This is a genomic window from Streptomyces canus (assembly GCF_001514145.1).
GTDB lineage: Bacteria > Actinomycetota > Actinomycetes > Streptomycetales > Streptomycetaceae > Streptomyces > Streptomyces canus.
Map to the genome: position 1 here is coordinate 91106 of NZ_KQ948657.1, position 18574 is coordinate 109679.

The following is an 18574-nucleotide window of genomic DNA, read 5'->3' on the forward strand; positions in this document are numbered from 1 at the left end:
GCCACCATCACCTGCCCGGCAGGACCCAGGAGGGGGCCTCCGTAGCCGTCGTCCGCCCGGCACGGAGCCCTCCGCAACCGCCCCCGCTCGGCCAGGCAGAACGTCCCCTCGACCGTCCCTCGCCCGCCACACCCCAGCACGTCCCTGCAACCAACCACCGGGCACGACCCAGGACGCACCCGTCACCTTTCGCCCCGCCCGACACGACCCAGTACGCCCCCACAACCATTCCCCCGTCCGCCCCGGCTCAGTGCGTCTCCGTCACCTTGGCCAGGGCGCGCGGCGCGTCCGGACTTCGGGAGGTATGTGGCGTAGAGGGCCGCATTGCCGGAGGCGCTGCGGGCGGTCAGCAGGACGAAGCGAAGTGCGCGGGCGGCGATCTCCTGGGCGACCTTGCGGATGGCCGGGGCGCCATCGTCCAGGATGCGGCGCAGGACGGCGGTCTGTTCAGCCATCTCACGGGCCATGATCGGGCCGGGCAGTGCGCTCTGGGGGGCGGGTGTCGTGACGGTGGGCATTGCCTCTCTTCCACTCCCCCTCCCGCTCCACCGCGCAGAATGGGGCCTGTCCGAGATGTGGTGCGGTGATGCTTTCGTGGACCTGGGCCGTGGAACCCGATTCTGTTAGATTGGTCTAAACCACATGGGCTGCACCGGGTTCGGTCGGGCCCTCTCGGTTCACACCGTTTCTCCAGATCAGACCGTCACTCCAGATCAGACCGTTTCCTCAGATCGGCAGGCCCAGCGTGGAAGTTGTCATCGTTCCGGATGCCAAGGCGGGTGGCGAGCTCATCGCCGGGGCCATGGCCCAGCTGCTCCGACGCAAGCCCGACGCCCTGCTCGGCGTGGCGACCGGCTCGACCCCGCTGCCCATCTACGAGGCGCTGGCGGCCAAGGTGCGGTCGGGCGCCGCGGACGCCTCGCGGGCGCGAATAGCCCAGCTCGACGAGTACGTGGGGCTGCCGGCCGAGCACCCCGAGTCGTACCGTTCGGTGCTGCGGCGCGAGGTGCTGGAGCCGCTGGGGGTGCCGATGTCCTCGTTCATGGGTCCGGACGGGACGGCGGAGGACATCCCCGGCGCCTGTGAGGCCTACGACTCGGCGCTGGCCGATGCCGGGGGTGTGGATCTGCAGTTGCTCGGGATCGGGACGGACGGCCACATCGGCTTCAACGAGCCGTGTTCCTCGCTGGCCTCGCGGACCCGGATCAAGACGTTGACCGAGCAGACCCGGGTGGACAACGCGCGGTTCTTCGACGGGGACATCGAGCAGGTCCCTCATCACGTCATCACCCAGGGCATCGGGACCATTCTGGAGGCTCGGCATCTGGTGCTGCTCGCCACGGGCGAGGGGAAGGCCGATGCGGTTGCGGCGACGGTGGAGGGGCCGGTTGCCGCGGTGTGTCCCGCATCGGCGCTTCAGCTGCATCCGCATGCGACGGTCGTGGTCGACGAGGGTGCCGCTTCCAAGCTGAAGCTCGCGGACTACTTCCGGCAGACGTTTGTCAACAAGCCCGACTGGCAGGGGATTTAGGGCGGTTCTCACGTCGGCAGGGCTGTACGGCATGAAGGTGCCGGTCCGTTCCCGGGACCGGCACCTTCATGCCGTACAGCCCTGCTTCAGCCCTACTCCCCCGCGATGATCTCCGCCGCCGCTCTGGCGCAGACCCGGGCGGCGCCGTGGGTCGCGATGTGCAGGGCTCCTCGGGCGGGGGCCTGAGGGAGGCCCATTTCGATCACGATCGTGTCGGGGCGGGTTCTGAGGACGGTGTCCAGGGCCGCTCCCATCCAGGGGTGGCGGTGTTCGTCGCGCACCACGGCCACGACACGGCGGGGGCCGGCCGCGGCCAGGGTGGCGAGGCCCGCGTCCTCGCCGGCGAAGCTGCCCGTCTCCGTGCCCGGGATCAGACGGGCGAGTTCGGCGGCGACACCCCAGGGCGTTTCGTCGCCGACGGCCACATTGGCCACCGGGGTGAAGGCGGCGACGTAGGGCGCCGCGGTGAGGGGGGTGAAGCCGTCTGCGCCGGTGATGCGCAACGCCCTTCGGGCCGCGCGCAGGCCCACCTCCTCGTCGGCCGGCAACTGCGCGTCGGCCGCGCGGGCCGCCGTCCAGTGGGCGAGCGTGCGGACGCGTTCCGCCGCTTGTGCGAGCCGCTCCTCGGGGAGTTCGCCCGAGCGCACCGCCGCGACCAGGGCGTCGCGCAGGCGCCGTACCGTCTCGTCGTCGGCCAGTCCGCCGCCCACGCAGATCGCGTCGGCGCCGGCGGCGATGGCCAGGACGCTGCCACGCTCGATGCCGTAGGTGCCGGCGATGGCCTGCATCTCCATGCCGTCGGTGACGATGAGGCCGGTGTAGCCGAGTTCGCCGCGGAGCAGATCGGTCAGCACCTGGCCGGACAGCGTGGCCGGGCGGTCCGGGTCCAGGGCCGGGACCAGGATGTGGGCGGTCATCACCGCGCGGGTTCCGGCGGCGATGGCAGCGCGGAACGGGGAGAGTTCACGTGATCCCAGGACAGCGGTGTCCACGTCGATGCGTGGGAGCGCGTGGTGGGAGTCGACCGCCGTGTCGCCATGGCCCGGGAAGTGCTTGGTGCAGGCCGCCACGCCCGCCGACTGGAGGCCGGTGACGTAGGCGGCGGTGTGCCGGGCGACGAGTTTCGAGGAAGCGCCGAAGGATCGGACGCCGATCACGGGGTTGGACGGGTTCGAGTTCACGTCGGCCGAAGGGGCCCAGTTGAGGTTGACCCCGCAGGCGGCGAGACGGCGGCCCAGTTCCGCGGCCACCTCCCGTGTCAGTTCCACGTCGTCCACCGCGCCGAGGGCGTGGTTGCCCGGGAAGGACGAGCCGGTGCGCACCTCCAGGCGGGTGACGTCACCGCCCTCCTCGTCGATGGCCACCAGGACGTCGTCGCGTTCGGCGCGCAACTGGGCTGTCAGGGCGGTCAGTTGTTCCGGCGAGGCGATGTTGCGGCCGAACAGGCCGACCGAGGCGAGGCCCTCGCCGAGACGGCGCAGCAGCCAGTCGGGGGCGGTGGTGCCGGTGAAGCCGGGCTGCAGGACGGTCAGCGCGTCGCGGGTCAGCGTGTCTGTGCCGCTGGCGAATGTCGTCATCGGGGGGCGTTATCCCTTCACGGCGCCCGCGGTGAGGCCCGCGGCCATCTTGCGCTGGACGAGGAGGAAGAGGACCACGATCGGCACGGCCATCATGGTGGAACCGGCCATCATGGGGGCGTATTCGGTGCCGTGTTTGGTGGTGAAGTTGCCGAGCCAGACGGTCGCGGTCTGGTTCTTCTGGCTGAGCAGCATGAGGGCGTAGAGGTACTCGTTCCAGGCCTGGATGAAGGCGTAGACCGAGGTGGCGACCATGCCGGGGGCCAGCAGCGGGAAGACCACCCGCAGGAAGGCGCCCGTGGGCGAGCAGCCGTCGACCATCGCCGCCTCCTCCAGCTCCTTGGGGATGTTGACGATGAAGCCGCGCAGCGTCCACACCGTGAAGGGGAGGATGAAGGTCAGGTAGGTGATGATCAAGCCCGACAACTTGTCGTACTGGTCGAGGTCGTTGAGGAGCAGGAAGACCGGGATGATCATCGCGACCAGAGGGACCATCTGGACCGCGAGGATGCCCACGATCACGACCTTGCGACCGCGGAAGGCGAAGCGGGAGATGGCGAGGGCGGCCAGGGTGCCGACCACGACGCCGATCGCCACGACCGACAGGGAGACGACGAGGCTGCGGCCGACCGGGCCCCAGAAGTCGGCGATGTCCAGTGCGCGGCTGAAGTTGCTCAGCGTCAGCCCCGTCGGCAGCAGGCTCGGGTCCGGGTCGATGGCGTCCTTCGCCGGTTTGAACGCCGTGTTCAGCATCCAGTAGACGGGGAAGCCGGCGGTGACGAAGACGAGGAGACCGAGGAGGTTCCAGCCGGTCTTGGACTTCCGGCGGGCCCCCGGAGCAAGCGTGCTCATTCGACCTCTCCGATCTTCAGCATCTGGCGCATGTAGACGGCAACGACCCCGAGCAGCAGGAGCACGGTGATGAGCGCGATCGCCGAACCCTCCCCGTAGTCGTTGACCACGAAAGCGCGGTCGTACGAGTACGTCGTCAGGATCTGGAACTCCGGCTCCGGGTGGCCGTTGCGCATGACGAACACCTGGGGGAAGACGCCCATGTCCCAGATGACCGAGAGGGTCGTCAGCATCACGATGAGCGGCTTGAGGATCGGCAGGGTGACGTACCGGAAGATGCCCCACGCGCCCGCGCCGTCCAGTCGGGCCGCCTCCTCCAGTTCGGCCGGGACCTGGGTGAGCCCGGCGCTCAGGGTGATGACGACGAAGGGCACCGCGCCCCAGACCACGAGCAGCATGATCACGGCCAGGCCCTGGGGACCGCTCGCGAACCAGTTGTGGCCGATCATCTCGACCCCGGGCAGCTTGCTGAGCAGCGCGTTGAGGATGCCGTAGTCCGCGTCGAACAGCCATTTGAAGACCGTGGTGGCGACGATGATCGGCATGCCCCAGCTGGCCACCAGCGCGATGTTGACGAGGGTCTTCACCCAGCCGGAGACCCGCTGGAGCAGCAGCGCGATCAGCATGCCGGCGACCATGGTGAAGATCACGCAGCCGGCCGCGAAGACGACGGTCCGGACGACGACCGCCCAGAATTCGCCGTCGTCCAGGACGCCCGTGAAGTTGTCGAATCCGATCCAGTCCGCGGGCAGGAAGCCCCACAGCTGGGACTGTCCGAACTTCTGGAAGGACAGCGTGACCAGGCGGACCAGCGGATAGCCGAGGACCAGCACCAGGATCAGCAGACAGGGGGCGAGCAGCAGCCAGGGGGTGGCGTTGAAGGTCCGCTTTCTGCGCGGCAGAACCGGCCTGGACGGCGGTGGTACCGACATCGGCGGCGGCACCTCGGTGGGGGTGGTCGTGTCTGCGGCACTCATCGCGCGCTCCTCAGCGGTCCCTCTGGTCGTACGAAAGCAAAGCCCGCACGTCGTACGGGAAGCAGGGCCCCGCCGGTCTCAACGGGGCCCTGCCTGCGGTCACTTGGTGTTGATGACCTTGTCGATCGCGGCGTCCGCCTCCTTCGCGGCGGCCTCGACCGACTTCCTGCCGGTGCCGATGTTCTGCAGCATGTTCTGCAGGACCTGCGCCTTCTCGACCTGGCCCCAGCCGGGCGCCATCGGGACGAACCAGTTGGACTCGGCCGCGGTGGCCGGGACCGCGGTCGCCGGGTCCTTCTTCAGGGTGGCGAGGTCGGTCTTGTTGTTGGGCAGGTTGCCCTTGGCCATCAGGCCCTTCTGGCCGGAGGGGCCCGTGAAGGCGTTGATCCACTCGGCGGCGACGGCCTGCGCCTTGGACTTCACCGGGACGGCGAGGTCCGAACCGCCCAGGAAGACGGGCAGGTTCTTGCCGGAGGGACCGGGCATCACGAAGTTCTCGAGGTTGTCCTTGAGCTTGCCGGTCTTGTCGTTCTTCGGGTCGGCGGAGGTCGCGCCCTCCCAGGCCGCGCCGAAGATCATGCCGGACTTGCCCTGGCCGTAGACGATGTAACGGTCGGACTCGTCCTTGGTCTTGTCGCCGTGCATGTACTTGTCGACGACGTTCTTGAACTCGGTGAGGCCCTTGACGGACTCCGGCGAGGAGAGGTTGCCCTTCCACTGGCCGCCGTCCTCCTTGGCGATGGAGCCGCCGGCGTCGTAGACGAAGGACATGGCCGCGTACCAGTCACGGGTGGGCTGGTACCAGGCGGAGAACTTGTCGCCCTCCTTCTTCTGGACCTTGTCCAGGGCGGCGGTGAGCTCCGCGTAGGTCTTCGGCGTGGACTTGACGCCGACCGAGGCGAAGACGTCCTTGCGCCAGTTGCCGACGCGGCCACCCGCGTAGTAGGGGACGCCGTAGGTCTTGCCGTCGTAGGACACCGAGGCCTTGAGACCGTCGAGCCAGGCCGACGAGTTGGTGAACTTCGATGTGTCCAGGGGCGCGAAGGCGCCCTTGACCATGTAGCCCAGCATCTCGGTGTTGCCCATCTCGACCACGTCGGGGGCCTTGTCGGTGGCGAGGACCGCGTCGAGCTTGGTGTTCTTGTCCGGCCAGCCGTAGTACTCGTGGTTGATCTTGATGCCGGGGTGCTTCTTCTGGACCGCGGCGTCCGCGGCCTTCACCAGCTCGGGCCAGTTGTTCTGAGCGTCGACGGTGAGCCAGACGGTCAGCTCCTTGGCGTCCGCGCCACTGTTGTCCGAACTTCCGCTGTCGCTGTTCCCACATGCCGCGACGGAGACCACCATGCCCGCGATACCGATCGCGGCTGCCAGCTTGCGCTTCACGCCACCCTCCTCAGGGATGCCCACACCTCCCGCCCACAGGCCGGGACCTGGACCAATGGTGTAGACCAGTAGGGGGAGCTTGGACCAGACCACGAAGCCTGTCAAGAGCCCGCGAAATGGCTCTGACCAGCTGTTATGCGAGCTACATATGCAGGAACCATTAGTAAAGAAGCCAGCGAAAACACCGGCGCCGGAGTACTGTCGTCCGCTAGACCACTTACCTCGGTGGACTAGACCAAAAGAGACGGCGACGGTATACAGAAGGGATCACGATGTGATCCGCATCCGGAGCCGGGAAGGCAGACCATGAGCAGCGACGTCAGCAGTGCGGAGACCGAGGGCGGGGCAGGCGTCCGTACCGCGCGCGTGCCCAAGTACTACCGCCTGAAGAAGCACCTGCTCGACATGACGGAGACCCAGTCGCCCGGCACTCCGGTACCGCCCGAGCGCACACTCGCCGCCGAGTTCGACACCTCCCGTACCACCGTGCGCCAGGCCCTCCAGGAACTGGTGGTCGAGGGCCGGCTCGAGCGCATCCAGGGCAAGGGCACCTTCGTCGCCAAGCCGAAGGTCTCGCAGGCGCTCCAACTCACCTCCTACACGGAGGACATGCGCGCCCAGGGTCTCGAACCCACCTCGCAGCTGCTCGACATCGGCTACATCACCGCCGACGACCGTCTCGCCGAGCTCCTCGACATCACCGCCGGCGGCCGGGTGCTGCGCATCGAGCGCCTGCGCATGGCCAACGCCGAGCCGATGGCCATCGAGACGACCCACCTCTCCGCCAAGCGCTTCCCGGCCCTGCGCAGGTCGCTGGTCAAGTACACGTCCCTCTACACGGCGCTCGCCGAGGTCTACGACGTCCACCTCGCCGAGGCCGAGGAGACCATCGAGACCTCCCTGGCCACCCCCCGCGAGGCGGGCCTGCTCGGCACCGACGTGGGCCTGCCGATGCTGATGCTGTCCCGCCACTCGTCCGACAGGGCGGGCGAGCCGGTGGAGTGGGTGCGGTCGGTGTACCGGGGCGACCGGTACAAGTTCGTGGCCCGCCTCAAGAGGCCTGTCGACTAGTCCTTTCCGGTACCGCACGCGGTGTAGCGCAACTTCACATCCTGCTCTACGGTCCTTCCGACTCCGTCTGGACGGGAGGACCGCCTCGTGCGTACCGCGAACGTCCGAACCATCGTCATCTGGACCCTTGTTGCCCTGGTCGGCGCCGCCGGCTGGTCCGTGCTCGCGCTCGCCCGGGGCGAGGACGTCTCCGCCGCCTGGATGGTCGCGGCCGCCCTCGGGTCGTACGCGATCGGCTACCGCTTCTACTCGAAGTTCATCGCGTACAAGGTCCTGAAGGTCGACGCGACCAGGGCCACTCCGGCCGAACGCCTCAACAACGGCATCGACTTCCACCCCACCGACCGCCGTGTCCTGCTCGGCCACCACTTCGCCGCCATCGCGGGCGCCGGCCCGCTCGTCGGCCCCGTGCTGGCCGCGCAGATGGGCTATCTCCCCGGCACGGTCTGGATCATCGCGGGCGTCATCTTCGCGGGCGCGGTGCAGGACATGGTGGTGCTGTTCTTCTCCACGCGCAGGGACGGGCGCTCACTCGGGCAGATGGCCCGCGAGGAGATCGGCCCCTTCGGTGGCGCGGCCGCGCTGATCGCCGCCTTCGCCATCATGATCATCCTGCTCGGGGTACTGGCCCTCGTCATCGTCAACGCCCTGGCCGCCTCGCCCTGGGGCACGTTCTCCATCGCGATGACGATCCCGATCGCTCTGCTGATGGGCTTCTATCTGCGGGTACTTCGCCCCGGCCGGGTCGCCGAGGTCTCCCTCATCGGCGTAGGACTGCTGCTGCTCGCGCTGGTCGCGGGCCGCTGGGTGGCCGAGTCGTCGTGGGCCGGCGCCTTCACCCTCGCGCCCTCGACGCTGGTCGTCTGGCTGGTGGCGTACGGGTTCATCGCCTCGATCCTGCCGGTGTGGATGCTTCTGGCGCCCCGCGACTACCTCTCCACCTTCATGAAGATCGGCACGATCGCCCTGCTCGCCCTCGGTGTCGTCATCGCGCTGCCGACGCTGAAGATGGACCCGGTGACAGACTTCGCCTCGCGCGGCGACGGCCCGGTGTTCGCGGGCTCGCTGTTCCCCTTCGTCTTCATCACCATCGCCTGCGGAGCGCTGAGCGGCTTCCACTCCCTGATCTCGAGCGGTACGACGCCGAAGATGATCCAGAAGGAGACGCAGGTCCGGATGATCGGCTACGGCTCCATGCTGATGGAGTCGTCGGTCGCGATCATGGCCCTGGTCGCGGCGAGCATCATCGACCCGGGTCTGTACTTCGCGATGAACGCGCCCGCCGGTGCGATCGGCACGACCGTCGAGAACGCCTCGCAGGTGGTGACCGGTTGGGGCTACTCCATCTCCCCCGCCGAGCTCGCCCAGGCGGCGAAGAACGTCGAGGAGGCCACCCTGCTCTCCCGCACCGGCGGCGCCCCGACCCTCGCCGTCGGCGTCTCGGAGATCTTCTCCAAGGTCACCGGCGGGAGCCTCAGGGCCTTCTGGTACCACTTCGCGATCATGTTCGAGGCACTGTTCATCCTGACCGCGCTGGACGCGGGGACGCGCGTGGGCCGGTTCATGCTCCAGGACATGCTGGGCAACGTCTACCGGCCGTTCAAGAACATCAGCTGGAAGCCGGGACTGGTCCTGACCAGCGCGATCGTGTGCGCACTGTGGGGCTACTTCCTGTGGGTGGGCGTCCACGAGCCCCTCGGCGGGATCAACCAGCTCTTCCCGATCTTCGGCATCTCCAACCAGCTGCTCGCCGCGGTCGCGCTGGCCGTCTGCACCACGCTGCTGGTGAAGTCCGGTCGCCTCAAGTGGGCCTGGATCACCGGGATTCCGCTCGTCTGGGACGCGACCGTGACGCTGACGGCCAGCTACCAGAAGGTGTTCTCCAGCGACCCCAAGGTCGGCTTCTTCAAGCAGCGGTCCGTGTTCCAGGACGCCATCGACGACGGCAAGGTCCTGCCGCCCGCCAAGAGCATGGACGACATGCACACCGTGGTCACCAACTCCACGGTCGACGGCGTCCTCACGGCCGTCCTCGCCCTGCTGATCGTGGTGGTGATCGCCGACGCCCTGCGGGTCTGCGTCCGGCACCTGCGCCGTCCCGCGCTGTCCACGCTCAGCGAGGCGCCGTACGTCGAGTCGAAGATCCAGGCCCCGGCCGGTCTGGTCCCGACCCGGGAGGAAAGGGAGGAGGCTCGGGATGCGGTCGCTCCGACGGGTGTTTAGGGCCGTGCGCTGGTACGTCCGTGAACTGACCGACGAGTCGGCCTACGACCGCTATGTCGCGCATGTGCGCCAGGACCACCCGCAGGCGCCGGTGCCGACACGGCGGGCGTTCGAACGGATGCGGACGGAACGTCAGGAAGGAGATCCCCGCCAGGACTTCCGCTGCTGTTGATGCTGCTGCTGATGCTGCCGTTGATGCTTCACAGAATCGACATACCGATATGCGGACGAGGTCTTCCGCTCACCTGACACCGTGACCTAGATTGCCTGCGCGTTACAGGTGATCAGTCAGGGGACGGAGTCGCGGAATGTCGGACGCACCAGAAGTGAGACCGCCGGTGGTGACACCGGCAAGGGTGGTCATCGCCCTCTGTCTGTTCGCCCCGTTCGTGGCGATGCTGTGGGTCGGCTCGTACGCCAAGGTCGACCCCACGTTCATCGGCATCCCGTTCTTCTACTGGTACCAGATGCTGTGGGTGCTGATCTCCACCGCGCTGACGATGACCGCGTACAAGCTGTGGCAGCGTGACCAGCGTGCCCGCCACGGAGGTACCAAGTGAACGACGGCGTCAACGGCGTGGCACTCGCCGTCTTCATCCTCTTCTTCCTGGCCGTCACGGTCATGGGCTTCCTGGCCGCGCGCTGGCGCAAGGCCGAGAACGAGCACAGCCTCGACGAATGGGGCCTGGGCGGACGGTCGTTCGGCACCTGGGTCACCTGGTTCCTGCTCGGCGGCGACCTCTACACGGCGTACACCTTCGTCGCGGTCCCCGCGGCGATCTACGCGGCGGGCGCGGCCGGCTTCTTCGCGGTGCCGTACACCATCCTGGTGTACCCGCTGATCTTCACGTTCCTGCCCCGCCTGTGGTCGGTCTCCCACAAGCACGGATACGTGACGACCTCGGACTTCGTGCGCGGCCGCTTCGGCTCCAAGGGACTGTCGCTGGCGGTGGCGGTCACCGGCATCCTCGCGACCATGCCGTACATCGCGCTCCAACTGGTCGGTATCCAGGCGGTCCTCGATGTGATGGGCGTCGGCGGCGGCGAGAACACGAACTGGTTCGTCAAGGACCTCCCGCTGCTGATCGCCTTCGGCGTCCTCGCGGCCTACACGTACTCCTCCGGCCTCCGCGCCCCCGCCCTGATCGCGTTCGTGAAGGACACGCTGATCTACATCGTCATCGCGGTGGCGATCATCTACATCCCGATCAAGCTGGGCGGGTTCGACGACGTCTTCGGCGCGGCGAGCGAGAAGTACACGGCGGCCAAGGCCGGCGGCCTCGTCCCGCTGGAGGCGGGCCAGTGGACGTACGCCACGCTGGCGCTGGGCTCCGCACTCGCGCTCTTCATGTACCCGCACTCGATCACCGCGACGCTCTCCTCCCGCAGCCGTGAGGTGATCCGCCGCAACACCACGATCCTGCCGCTGTACTCGCTGATGCTGGGCCTGCTCGCGCTGCTCGGCTTCATGGCGATCGCGGCCGGAGTCAAGGTCACCAACCCGCAGTTGGCGATCCCGCAGCTCTTCGAGGACATGTTCCCGTCCTGGTTCGCGGGCGTGGCCTTCGCGGCGATCGGCATCGGCGCGCTGGTGCCCGCGGCCATCATGTCGATCGCGGCCGCGAACCTGTTCACCCGCAACATCTACAAGGACTTCATCAAGCCGGACGCCACGCCCGCGCAGGAGACCAAGGTCTCCAAGCTGGTGTCCCTGTTGGTGAAGGTCGGCGCGCTGGTCTTCGTCCTCACGATGGACAAGACGGTCGCCATCAACTTCCAGCTCCTGGGCGGAATCTGGATCCTCCAGACCTTCCCGGCCCTGGTCGGCGGTCTCTTCACCCGCTGGTTCCACCGCTGGGCCCTGCTCGCCGGCTGGGCGGTCGGCATGATCTACGGCACGGTCGCCGCGTACGGCGTCGCCTCCCCGACCCAGAAGCACTTCGGCGGGTCGGCGAAGGAGATCCCGGGCATCGGCGAGATCGGCTACATCGGCCTGACGGCGTTCGTGCTCAACGTCGTGGTGACGGTGGTCCTGACCTTCGCCCTGAAGGCGGCCAAGGTCCCCGACGGCGTGGACGAGACCAGCCCGGAGGACTACACGGCGGACGCGGGCGACCCGGGGGTCCAGGTGGAGCTTCCGCCGGCGACCGCGGGTAAGACCCAATAGTCACGGTGCGCACGGGCCGTCGGAGTTCCCCTCCGGCGGCCCGTTGTCGTACCCGTCGGGCACACTCACCCGCATGGACATCCTGATCCGCCCCGCGGTACCCGCCGACTACGAACCCTTCGGTGAGATCACCGCCCAGGCCTACCTCCAGGACGGCCTTCTCCTGTTCGGTGAGAGCGACTGGTACCTCGAAGAACTCAAGGACGTGGCCAAGAGGGCGTCCGCCGCGGACGTCCTGGTGGCCACGGCGCACGACGACATCCTCGGCGGAGTCACCTTCGTCCCCTCCGGTGGCCCTCTGGCCGACCTCGCCCGCCCCGGAGAGGCGGAGATCCGCATGCTCGCCGTGGCGCACACGGCCCGGGGCAGAGGCATCGGACAAGCCCTCGTCCAGGCCTGCGTCGACCGCGCGAACGGCGCGGCCACCGCAGTCGTCCTGTGCACCCAGCCCACGATGCGCACCGCCCACCGCATCTACGAGCGCCTCGGCTTCACCCGCGCCCCCGAGCGCGACTGGCGCCCGATACCAGGCGACGACTTCACGCTTCTCACTTACCAGTTGACGCTCTGAAGTCACCACGACACAACATATGGGCCTGCTTTCCTCACCCGGCACAAGATGTATGCTCATGCTCGCTGTCGCCGCAGGGGAATCCGGTGTGAATCCGGAACTGTCCCGCAACGGTGTACTCATGCGTGCATAAGCCCACATGAGAGTCAGTCCGAGGACCTGCCGACAGCGCGCCCGAGCCATACCGGCCCGGGTGTCCTGACGTCCGGGCCTCGTGGAATGGGCCGGTGGACGCGACGCCGTGTGCGCTCGTGTGCTGCCGCCTGCCCTCCGCAAGGCCCCGTGCCCCAGCGAGGGAGAGCCCCACGTGACCATCGCGCCAGCCGAACCGGCTTCAGCGACCACCTTTGTGGACGAGGACGGTCCCGGAACCGCGTTGCTGCGGACCCTGACCGCGCTGACCGCCGACCTCCCCGACGCCGACCCCGGCAGGGTCGCCGCCGCCGCGCTGCGCGGCCGGTCCTCGCGGGGGGCCTCCCCCGAAATGGCCGTGGAGTTGCGCGAGCTGGCCACCGAGGCGGCGGCCGGCCTCATTTCCGAGGACCCCGTGTACAGCAGGCTGGCGGCCCGGCTGCTGACCGTCACCATCGCCGCGGAGGCCGCCTCGCAGGGCGTCACCTCGTTCACCGGATCGGTCGCCGTCGGACACCGCGTGGGCCTCATCGCCGACCGCACCGCCGAATTCGTGCGGGTCCACGCCGAGCGGCTCGACGCCCTGGTCGACACCGACGCCGACGACCGCTTCGGCTACTTCGGCCTCCGGACCCTCCACAGCCGGTACCTCCTCAGGCACCCCCTCACCCGCAAGGTGATCGAGACTCCCCAGCACTTCCTGCTCCGGGTGGCGTCGGGCCTCGCCGAGGACGACACGGTCAGGGCACTGGACGAGGTCGCCGCGCTCTACGCGCTCATGAGCCGCCTCGACTACCTCCCCTCCTCCCCCACCCTCTTCAACTCCGGCACCCGGCACCCCCAGATGTCGTCCTGCTACCTCCTCGACTCCCCGAAGGACGAGCTCGACTCCATCTACGACCGCTACCACCAGGTCGCCAACCTCTCGAAGCACGCCGGCGGCATCGGCCTGTCGTACTCCCGTATCCGCAGCCGCGGTTCGCTGATCCGCGGCACCAACGGGCACTCCAACGGCATCGTCCCGTTCCTGAAGACGCTGGACGCCTCGGTCGCCGCCGTGAACCAGGGAGGCCGGCGCAAGGGCGCGGCCGCGGTCTACCTGGAGACCTGGCACTCCGACATCGAGGAGTTCCTGGAGCTCAGGGACAACACCGGTGAGGACGCCCGTCGTACGCACAACCTGAACCTCGCGCACTGGATCCCGGACGAGTTCATGCGCCGGGTGAACGCGGACGCCGAGTGGTCCCTCTTCTCCCCCGCCGACGTGCCCGAGCTGGTCGACCTGTGGGGCGAGGAGTTCGACGCGGCGTACCGCAAGGCCGAGGCCGCGGGGCTCGCGAAGAAGACGATCCCCGCGCGTGACCTCTACGGCCGCATGATGCGCACTCTCGCGCAGACCGGCAACGGCTGGATGACGTTCAAGGACGCCGCCAACCGCACGGCCAACCAGACGGCCACACCGGGCCATGTCGTCCACTCCTCCAACCTCTGCACGGAGATCCTGGAGGTCACGGACGACGGGGAGACGGCGGTGTGCAACCTGGGGTCCGTGAACCTGGGCGCGTTCGTCACCGGCGACGGCATCGACTGGGAGCGGCTGGACGCCACCGTCCGCACCGCCGTGACGTTCCTCGACCGGGTCGTCGACATCAACTTCTACCCGACCGAGCAGGCCGGGCGGTCCAACGCCAAGTGGCGCCCCGTGGGCCTCGGCGCGATGGGCCTCCAGGACGTCTTCTTCAAGTTGCGGCTGCCCTTCGACTCCCCCGAGGCGAAGGAACTCTCCACCCGGATCGCCGAACGCGTCATGCTCGCCGCCTACGAGGCCTCCGCCGACCTCGCCGAGCGGGGCGGCCCGCTGCCGGCCTGGGAGAAGACCCGTACCGCCCAGGGCGTCCTGCACCCCGACCACTACGGGGTCGAACTCACCTGGCCCGAGCGGTGGGCGGCCCTGCGCGACCGTATCGCCGTCACCGGACTGCGCAACTCCCTGCTCCTCGCCATCGCGCCCACCGCCACCATCGCGTCGATCGCCGGTGTGTACGAGTGCATCGAGCCGCAGGTCTCCAACCTGTTCAAGCGCGAGACGCTGTCCGGGGAGTTCCTCCAGGTCAACTCGTACCTGGTGGCCGAGTTGAAGAAGCTCGGCGTCTGGGACGCCCGCACCCGTGAGGCGCTGCGCGACGCGAACGGCTCGGTGCAGGGCTTCGCGTGGATCCCCGAGGACGTACGGGCGCTGTACCGCACGGCGTGGGAGATCCCGCAGCGCGGTCTGATCGACATGGCCGCGGCGCGGACCCCGTTCCTCGACCAGTCCCAGTCCCTGAACCTCTTCCTGGAGACGCCGACCATCGGCAAGCTCTCCTCGATGTACGCGTACGCCTGGAAGTCCGGGCTGAAGACGACGTACTACCTGCGCTCGCGCCCGGCGACCCGTATCGCCCGTGCCGCACAGGCGACGGTCCCCGTCCAGCAGCCGGCCCCGGAAGACGCGGTCGCCTGCTCCCTTGAGAACCCCGAGTCCTGCGAGGCCTGCCAGTAATGTCCAGCAACCGGAACCTGCTCGCCCCCGGCTTCGAGCTGACTCTGCGCCCCATGCGCTACCCCGACTTCTACGAGCGCTACCGGGACGCCATCAAGAACACCTGGACCGTCGAGGAGGTCGACCTCCACTCGGACGTCTCCGACCTGGCGAAGCTCAGCCCCGCCGAACAGCACCTCATCGGCCGCCTGGTGGCCTTCTTCGCGACCGGCGACTCGATCGTCGCGAACAACCTGGTGCTGACCCTGTACAAGCACATCAACTCCCCCGAGGCGCGGCTCTACCTGAGCCGCCAGCTCTTCGAGGAGGCCGTCCACGTCCAGTTCTACTTGACGCTCCTCGACACCTACCTGCCCGACCCGGAGGACAGGGCGGCGGCCTTCGACGCCGTCGAGAGCATCCCCTCGATCCGCGAGAAGGCGGAGTTCTGCTTCAGGTGGATCAACGAGGTGGAGAAGCTGGACCGGCTGGAGTCCCAGGCCGACCGCCGCCGCTTCCTGCTCAACCTGATCTGCTTCGCCGCGTGCATCGAGGGCCTGTTCTTCTACGGCGCCTTCGCGTACGTCTACTGGTTCCGCAGCCGGGGCCTGCTGCACGGCCTCGCCACCGGCACCAACTGGGTGTTCCGCGACGAGACCATGCACATGTCCTTCGCCTTCGACGTGGTCGACACCGTCCGCAAGGAGGAGCCGGAGCTCTTCGACGACCGGCTTCGGCAGCAGGTCACCGACATGCTGGCGGAGGCCGTCGAGGCGGAGCTGCAGTTCGCGCGCGACCTGTGCGGGGACGGGCTGCCGGGCATGAACACCGAGTCGATGCGGCAGTACCTGGAGTGCGTCGCCGACCAGCGCCTGACGCGCCTCGGTTTCGCCCCGGTGTACGGCTCGGAGAACCCCTTCTCCTTCATGGAGCTGCAGGGGGTTCAGGAGCTGACCAACTTCTTCGAGCGGCGTCCGTCCGCCTATCAGGTGGCGGTGGAGGGCACGGTCGACCTGGACGAGGACTTCTAGGCCGGGATCCGGGCACATGGGTGGTACGTCCAAGAGGGAAGGAGGCCATCCATGCGCCCGATCCGCAAGACGACCCTCGCCCTCGCGACGCTGACGCTGCTTCTCGCCGGCTGCGGCACCGAAGCCGGGAACGGGAAGGGGGGAGGTGGCGACAGTGTGTCGCCGCCCTCCCCCACCTCCACACCCACCGCGACGGGATGTACGACCCGGGCCGAACTCGGCGCCACCGACAGCGGGGACATCGTGTGCCTCGCGGTGGGCGACACGATCCGGATCTCATTGGACGGGACGAAGAGCCGCCCCTGGAAGCCGGTCGCCGTCGACGGCAGTGGCCTGGAGGCCACCAACAGCGGCATCGTCCTGCTGCCCGGTGACGCGAGTTCCGCGTACAAGGCGGTCTCGGCGGGTCAGGTGCGGCTGAGTTCACAGCGCCCCCTGTGCGCCACCGAGACCGGCCGGGTCTCGTGCAAGGGGATTCAGGAGTGGCGGGTCACCGTACTGGTCACCTGAGCTTGACCGCGTCCCCTACCGACACCTTCAGCGAGGTCGTCGTGGTGCCGGGGAAGTACCAGCGCCAGCTGCCCGCCGACGTGGCGGTCACCTTGGTGCTGAGCCTGCCCACGTTGTCCGTCTTCACGGTCTTGACCGTGCGGTAGTGGGCGGCGCCGGCGGCGCGGAACTGCAGCTTGACCGCCTGACCCGGGTAGCCGTGGTACTTCAGGTCCTCCCAGTTGGCCCGGGAGAGCTTGCCCTTGACGGTCAGCTGGGCGCCCTTGGCGACGGGTTCGGGGGTCGCGTCGGTGGTGAGCTGTGCGGCCCGCTTCACCTTGTACTCGGCGATGTGGTCCGAGATCCAGTAGTCGCCGTCGTTGGCTTTGACGGTGGCGTTGACCTGCCAGACGCCGGCCACCTTGTTGCTGTCGATGTCGTCGCTCGCGGCGATCCAGCCGGGGTCGACCGTCATCGTGCCCGTGCACACGGACGTCGTCGCGCTCTTCTTCACGCAGGAAGAGTCGCCGTTCCAGTCGATGAAGCCGTAGCCGTTGGATTTGTTGAACGTGCTGAGACTGGTGATCTTCTTGACGCCCGAATCGTCCTTGATGGTGATCGCGATCGGGTACGTGACGGTCTTCGCGGTACCGATGATCACGTTGCCGCCCTTGTTGACGACGGTCTTGGTGACCCTGATGTCACCCTCGCCCTCGGCGTGGGCGCCGGTGGCCGTGAGCAGGGTCAGGGCTGCCGCCCCGCCTGCCACGGCCCACAGTCTGTGTCTCATGGTCCTCCCCTGTTGTTGATCCAGGAGAGATTAGACCGTTCGGGTCGCCCCGTGTGCGGTCCGGTACTCGTGCGCCTTCCGGATCTGCCGGTCGACGCGCTTGTCGTGCACGATCCCGATCACCGAGGGGAGGACCAGGAGGACGAGGATGGCGAAAACAGTCAGCATGGCGATCAGTCCTTCTGTCTGCGCTGAAGTCATGTCACTACTGTCGCGCCGCAGACTCCTTACCAACAGTGGCAGGACTGCCGTGGACCCTCGATTTACTGCCACTCCTGAGGCACACTGGCAGCATGCTGAAGAACGTGGCCGCCGTCGTCCTGGACGGTGTGAATCCCTTCGAACTCGGAGTCGTCTGCGAGGTCTTCGGCACCGACCGCAGCGACGACGGACTGCCCGTGTACGACTTCGCGGTCGCCTCGGCCGAGGGCCCGACGCTGACCTCGCGGGCGGGCTTCGCCGTTCACGTCGAACACGGCCTGGAGCGGCTGGAGTCGGCCGACCTGATCGCCGTGCCGGCCGGCGCCCGCTACGAGACGCGGGAGTTCCCGCCGGAGCTGCTGGAGGCCCTGCGGCGCGGGGTCGAGCGCGGGGCCCGGGTGCTCAGCGTGTGCTCCGGTGTCTTCGTGCTCGCCGCCGCCGGACTGCTCGACGGCCGGCGCTCCGCCGTGCACTGGCACCACGCGGAGGAGCTCGCGCTCGCGTATCCGCGGCTGACGGTCGAGCCGGACGTCCTGTACGTCGACGAGGACCCGGTGATCACCTCCGCGGGCACCGCCGCCGGTATCGACGCCTGTCTGCACATCGTGCGCAAGGAGCAGGGCCCCGAGGTCGCCAACAAGATCGCCCGGCGCATGGTCGTACCGCCGCACCGGGACGGCGGGCAGGCGCAGTACATCGAGCGGCCGCTGCCCCGGTCGAAGTGCGACACCGTCGGCGAGGTGCTCGTGTGGATGGAGCGGCACCTCGACGAGGAGGTCACCGTCGAGCAGCTCGCCGAGCGCGCGCACATGTCCCCGCGCACCTTCGCCCGCCGCTTCCAGCAGGAGACGGGTACGACTCCCTACCGCTGGATCCTGCGCCAGCGGGTGCTGCTGGCGCAGCGGCTGCTGGAGGCGACGGACGAGACGGTGGACGCGATCGCCGGGCGGGCGGGGTTCGGCACCGCGGCCGCGCTGCGTCACCAGTTCCTGCGCGCGGTGGGCACCACCCCGAACGCCTACCGGCGCACCTTCCAGGGCCCGGAGGCGGCCGCCTGA

The 18574-nt window shown here is 68.4% G+C and carries 17 protein-coding genes, 1 pseudogene and 1 riboswitch; of the genes and pseudogenes, 11 read left to right on the forward strand and 7 right to left on the reverse strand.

The features are described 5' to 3' along the window. Positions 1-299 precede the first annotated feature (299 nt). Positions 300-518: pseudogene (locus AQJ46_RS05265) on the reverse strand (SIS domain-containing protein); the annotation flags it as partial. Positions 519-745: 227 nt separating this feature from the next. Here AQJ46_RS05265 and nagB point away from each other — a divergent pair. Then, the gene (nagB, locus tag AQJ46_RS05270) at positions 746-1531 is read left to right on the forward strand and encodes a glucosamine-6-phosphate deaminase (protein WP_059204504.1); all 786 of its coding nucleotides are present in this window, start codon (positions 746-748) and stop codon (positions 1529-1531) included. A gap of 92 nt (positions 1532-1623) precedes the next feature. Here nagB and AQJ46_RS05275 read toward each other — a convergent pair whose 3' ends face one another. The 4 genes from AQJ46_RS05275 to AQJ46_RS05290 form a co-directional block, all read right to left on the reverse strand. Further along, on the reverse strand, positions 1624-3108 hold the full coding sequence (locus AQJ46_RS05275; protein ID WP_059204505.1) for a glycoside hydrolase family 3 protein: 1485 nt from the start codon (positions 3106-3108) through the stop codon (positions 1624-1626). Between the two features lie 9 nt (positions 3109-3117). After that, complete coding sequence (locus tag AQJ46_RS05280; protein WP_057612198.1) at positions 3118-3960, reverse strand: carbohydrate ABC transporter permease; 843 nt, start codon at positions 3958-3960, stop codon at positions 3118-3120. Then, positions 3957-4937, reverse strand: coding sequence for a carbohydrate ABC transporter permease (locus AQJ46_RS05285; protein ID WP_059204506.1), 981 nt, complete (start codon positions 4935-4937; stop codon positions 3957-3959). The genes AQJ46_RS05280 and AQJ46_RS05285 overlap by 4 nt, the downstream gene beginning before the upstream one ends. Before the next feature lie 99 nt (positions 4938-5036). Then, a complete protein-coding gene (locus AQJ46_RS05290) occupies positions 5037-6320 on the reverse strand; it encodes an extracellular solute-binding protein (RefSeq protein ID WP_059204507.1) in 1284 nt (427 codons plus the stop codon). Between the two features lie 306 nt (positions 6321-6626). Here AQJ46_RS05290 and AQJ46_RS05295 point away from each other — a divergent pair, with 306 nt between their 5' ends. The 9 genes from AQJ46_RS05295 (at position 6627) to AQJ46_RS05335 (ending at position 16546) form a co-directional block, all read left to right on the forward strand. After that, positions 6627-7391, forward strand: a complete 765-nt coding sequence (locus AQJ46_RS05295) for a GntR family transcriptional regulator (protein ID WP_059204508.1) — start codon at positions 6627-6629, stop codon at positions 7389-7391. Positions 7392-7478: 87 nt separating this feature from the next. Continuing rightward, positions 7479-9614 (forward strand): carbon starvation CstA family protein, encoded by a 2136-nt coding sequence (locus AQJ46_RS05300; RefSeq protein ID WP_059204509.1) that lies wholly within the window; start codon positions 7479-7481, stop codon positions 9612-9614. Next, on the forward strand, positions 9589-9786 hold the full coding sequence (locus AQJ46_RS05305; protein ID WP_059204510.1) for a CstA-like transporter-associated (seleno)protein: 198 nt from the start codon (positions 9589-9591) through the stop codon (positions 9784-9786). Before AQJ46_RS05300 ends, AQJ46_RS05305 begins: the two co-directional genes overlap by 26 nt. Positions 9787-9922: 136 nt before the next feature. Continuing rightward, on the forward strand, positions 9923-10174 hold the full coding sequence (locus tag AQJ46_RS05310; protein WP_079072132.1) for a DUF3311 domain-containing protein: 252 nt from the start codon (positions 9923-9925) through the stop codon (positions 10172-10174). Further along, positions 10171-11781, forward strand: coding sequence for a monocarboxylate uptake permease MctP (gene mctP / locus AQJ46_RS05315; RefSeq protein WP_059204511.1), 1611 nt, complete (start codon positions 10171-10173; stop codon positions 11779-11781). The genes AQJ46_RS05310 and mctP overlap by 4 nt, the downstream gene beginning before the upstream one ends. A gap of 73 nt (positions 11782-11854) precedes the next feature. Continuing rightward, positions 11855-12352, forward strand: coding sequence for a GNAT family N-acetyltransferase (locus AQJ46_RS05320; protein WP_059205108.1), 498 nt, complete (start codon positions 11855-11857; stop codon positions 12350-12352). A gap of 52 nt (positions 12353-12404) precedes the next feature. Then, a riboswitch (cobalamin riboswitch) is annotated at positions 12405-12533 on the forward strand. Between the two features lie 126 nt (positions 12534-12659). Then, complete coding sequence (locus AQJ46_RS05325; RefSeq protein ID WP_059204512.1) at positions 12660-15026, forward strand: ribonucleoside-diphosphate reductase subunit alpha; 2367 nt, start codon at positions 12660-12662, stop codon at positions 15024-15026. Next, positions 15026-16036 carry a ribonucleotide-diphosphate reductase subunit beta gene (locus tag AQJ46_RS05330; RefSeq protein WP_059204513.1) on the forward strand — a complete coding sequence of 337 codons (1011 nt, stop codon included), beginning with the start codon at positions 15026-15028 and terminating at the stop codon, positions 16034-16036. The genes AQJ46_RS05325 and AQJ46_RS05330 overlap by 1 nt, the downstream gene beginning before the upstream one ends. A 51-nt stretch (positions 16037-16087) precedes the next feature. Then, positions 16088-16546, forward strand: a complete 459-nt coding sequence (locus tag AQJ46_RS05335) for a hypothetical protein (RefSeq protein WP_208616887.1) — start codon at positions 16088-16090, stop codon at positions 16544-16546. Here the strand turns inward: AQJ46_RS05335 and AQJ46_RS05340 are convergent. After that, complete coding sequence (locus tag AQJ46_RS05340; RefSeq protein ID WP_225887253.1) at positions 16539-17315, reverse strand: hypothetical protein; 777 nt, start codon at positions 17313-17315, stop codon at positions 16539-16541. The two genes, AQJ46_RS05335 and AQJ46_RS05340, sit on opposite strands and share 8 nt — an antisense overlap. A 30-nt stretch (positions 17316-17345) precedes the next feature. Beyond that, positions 17346-17516: a hypothetical protein gene (locus AQJ46_RS55350; protein WP_158013019.1), complete on the reverse strand. Its 171-nt coding sequence runs from the start codon at positions 17514-17516 to the stop codon at positions 17346-17348. Positions 17517-17608: 92 nt separating this feature from the next. Between AQJ46_RS55350 and AQJ46_RS05345 the strand changes: the two genes are divergently transcribed. Beyond that, positions 17609-18574 (forward strand): helix-turn-helix domain-containing protein, encoded by a 966-nt coding sequence (locus tag AQJ46_RS05345; protein ID WP_059204514.1) that lies wholly within the window; start codon positions 17609-17611, stop codon positions 18572-18574.

What these genes read in the sequence shown, in the direction of transcription:
- AQJ46_RS05280 (WP_057612198.1), bottom strand. Translation starts at nt 3,960, where the DNA reads ATGAGCACGCTTGCTCCGGGGGCCCGCCGGAAGTCCAAGACCGGCTGG.
- AQJ46_RS05330 (WP_059204513.1), top strand. Translation starts at nt 15,026, where the DNA reads ATGTCCAGCAACCGGAACCTGCTCGCCCCCGGCTTCGAGCTGACTCTG.
- AQJ46_RS05335 (WP_208616887.1), top strand. Translation starts at nt 16,088, where the DNA reads ATGCGCCCGATCCGCAAGACGACCCTCGCCCTCGCGACGCTGACGCTG.
- AQJ46_RS05295 (WP_059204508.1), top strand. Translation starts at nt 6,627, where the DNA reads ATGAGCAGCGACGTCAGCAGTGCGGAGACCGAGGGCGGGGCAGGCGTC.
- AQJ46_RS05320 (WP_059205108.1), top strand. Translation starts at nt 11,855, where the DNA reads ATGGACATCCTGATCCGCCCCGCGGTACCCGCCGACTACGAACCCTTC.
- AQJ46_RS05275 (WP_059204505.1), bottom strand. Translation starts at nt 3,108, where the DNA reads ATGACGACATTCGCCAGCGGCACAGACACGCTGACCCGCGACGCGCTG.
- AQJ46_RS05345 (WP_059204514.1), top strand. Translation starts at nt 17,609, where the DNA reads ATGCTGAAGAACGTGGCCGCCGTCGTCCTGGACGGTGTGAATCCCTTC.
- AQJ46_RS05310 (WP_079072132.1), top strand. Translation starts at nt 9,923, where the DNA reads ATGTCGGACGCACCAGAAGTGAGACCGCCGGTGGTGACACCGGCAAGG.
- AQJ46_RS55350 (WP_158013019.1), bottom strand. Translation starts at nt 17,516, where the DNA reads ATGACTTCAGCGCAGACAGAAGGACTGATCGCCATGCTGACTGTTTTC.
- AQJ46_RS05305 (WP_059204510.1), top strand. Translation starts at nt 9,589, where the DNA reads ATGCGGTCGCTCCGACGGGTGTTTAGGGCCGTGCGCTGGTACGTCCGT.
- AQJ46_RS05340 (WP_225887253.1), bottom strand. Translation starts at nt 17,315, where the DNA reads ATGAGACACAGACTGTGGGCCGTGGCAGGCGGGGCGGCAGCCCTGACC.
- AQJ46_RS05285 (WP_059204506.1), bottom strand. Translation starts at nt 4,937, where the DNA reads ATGAGTGCCGCAGACACGACCACCCCCACCGAGGTGCCGCCGCCGATG.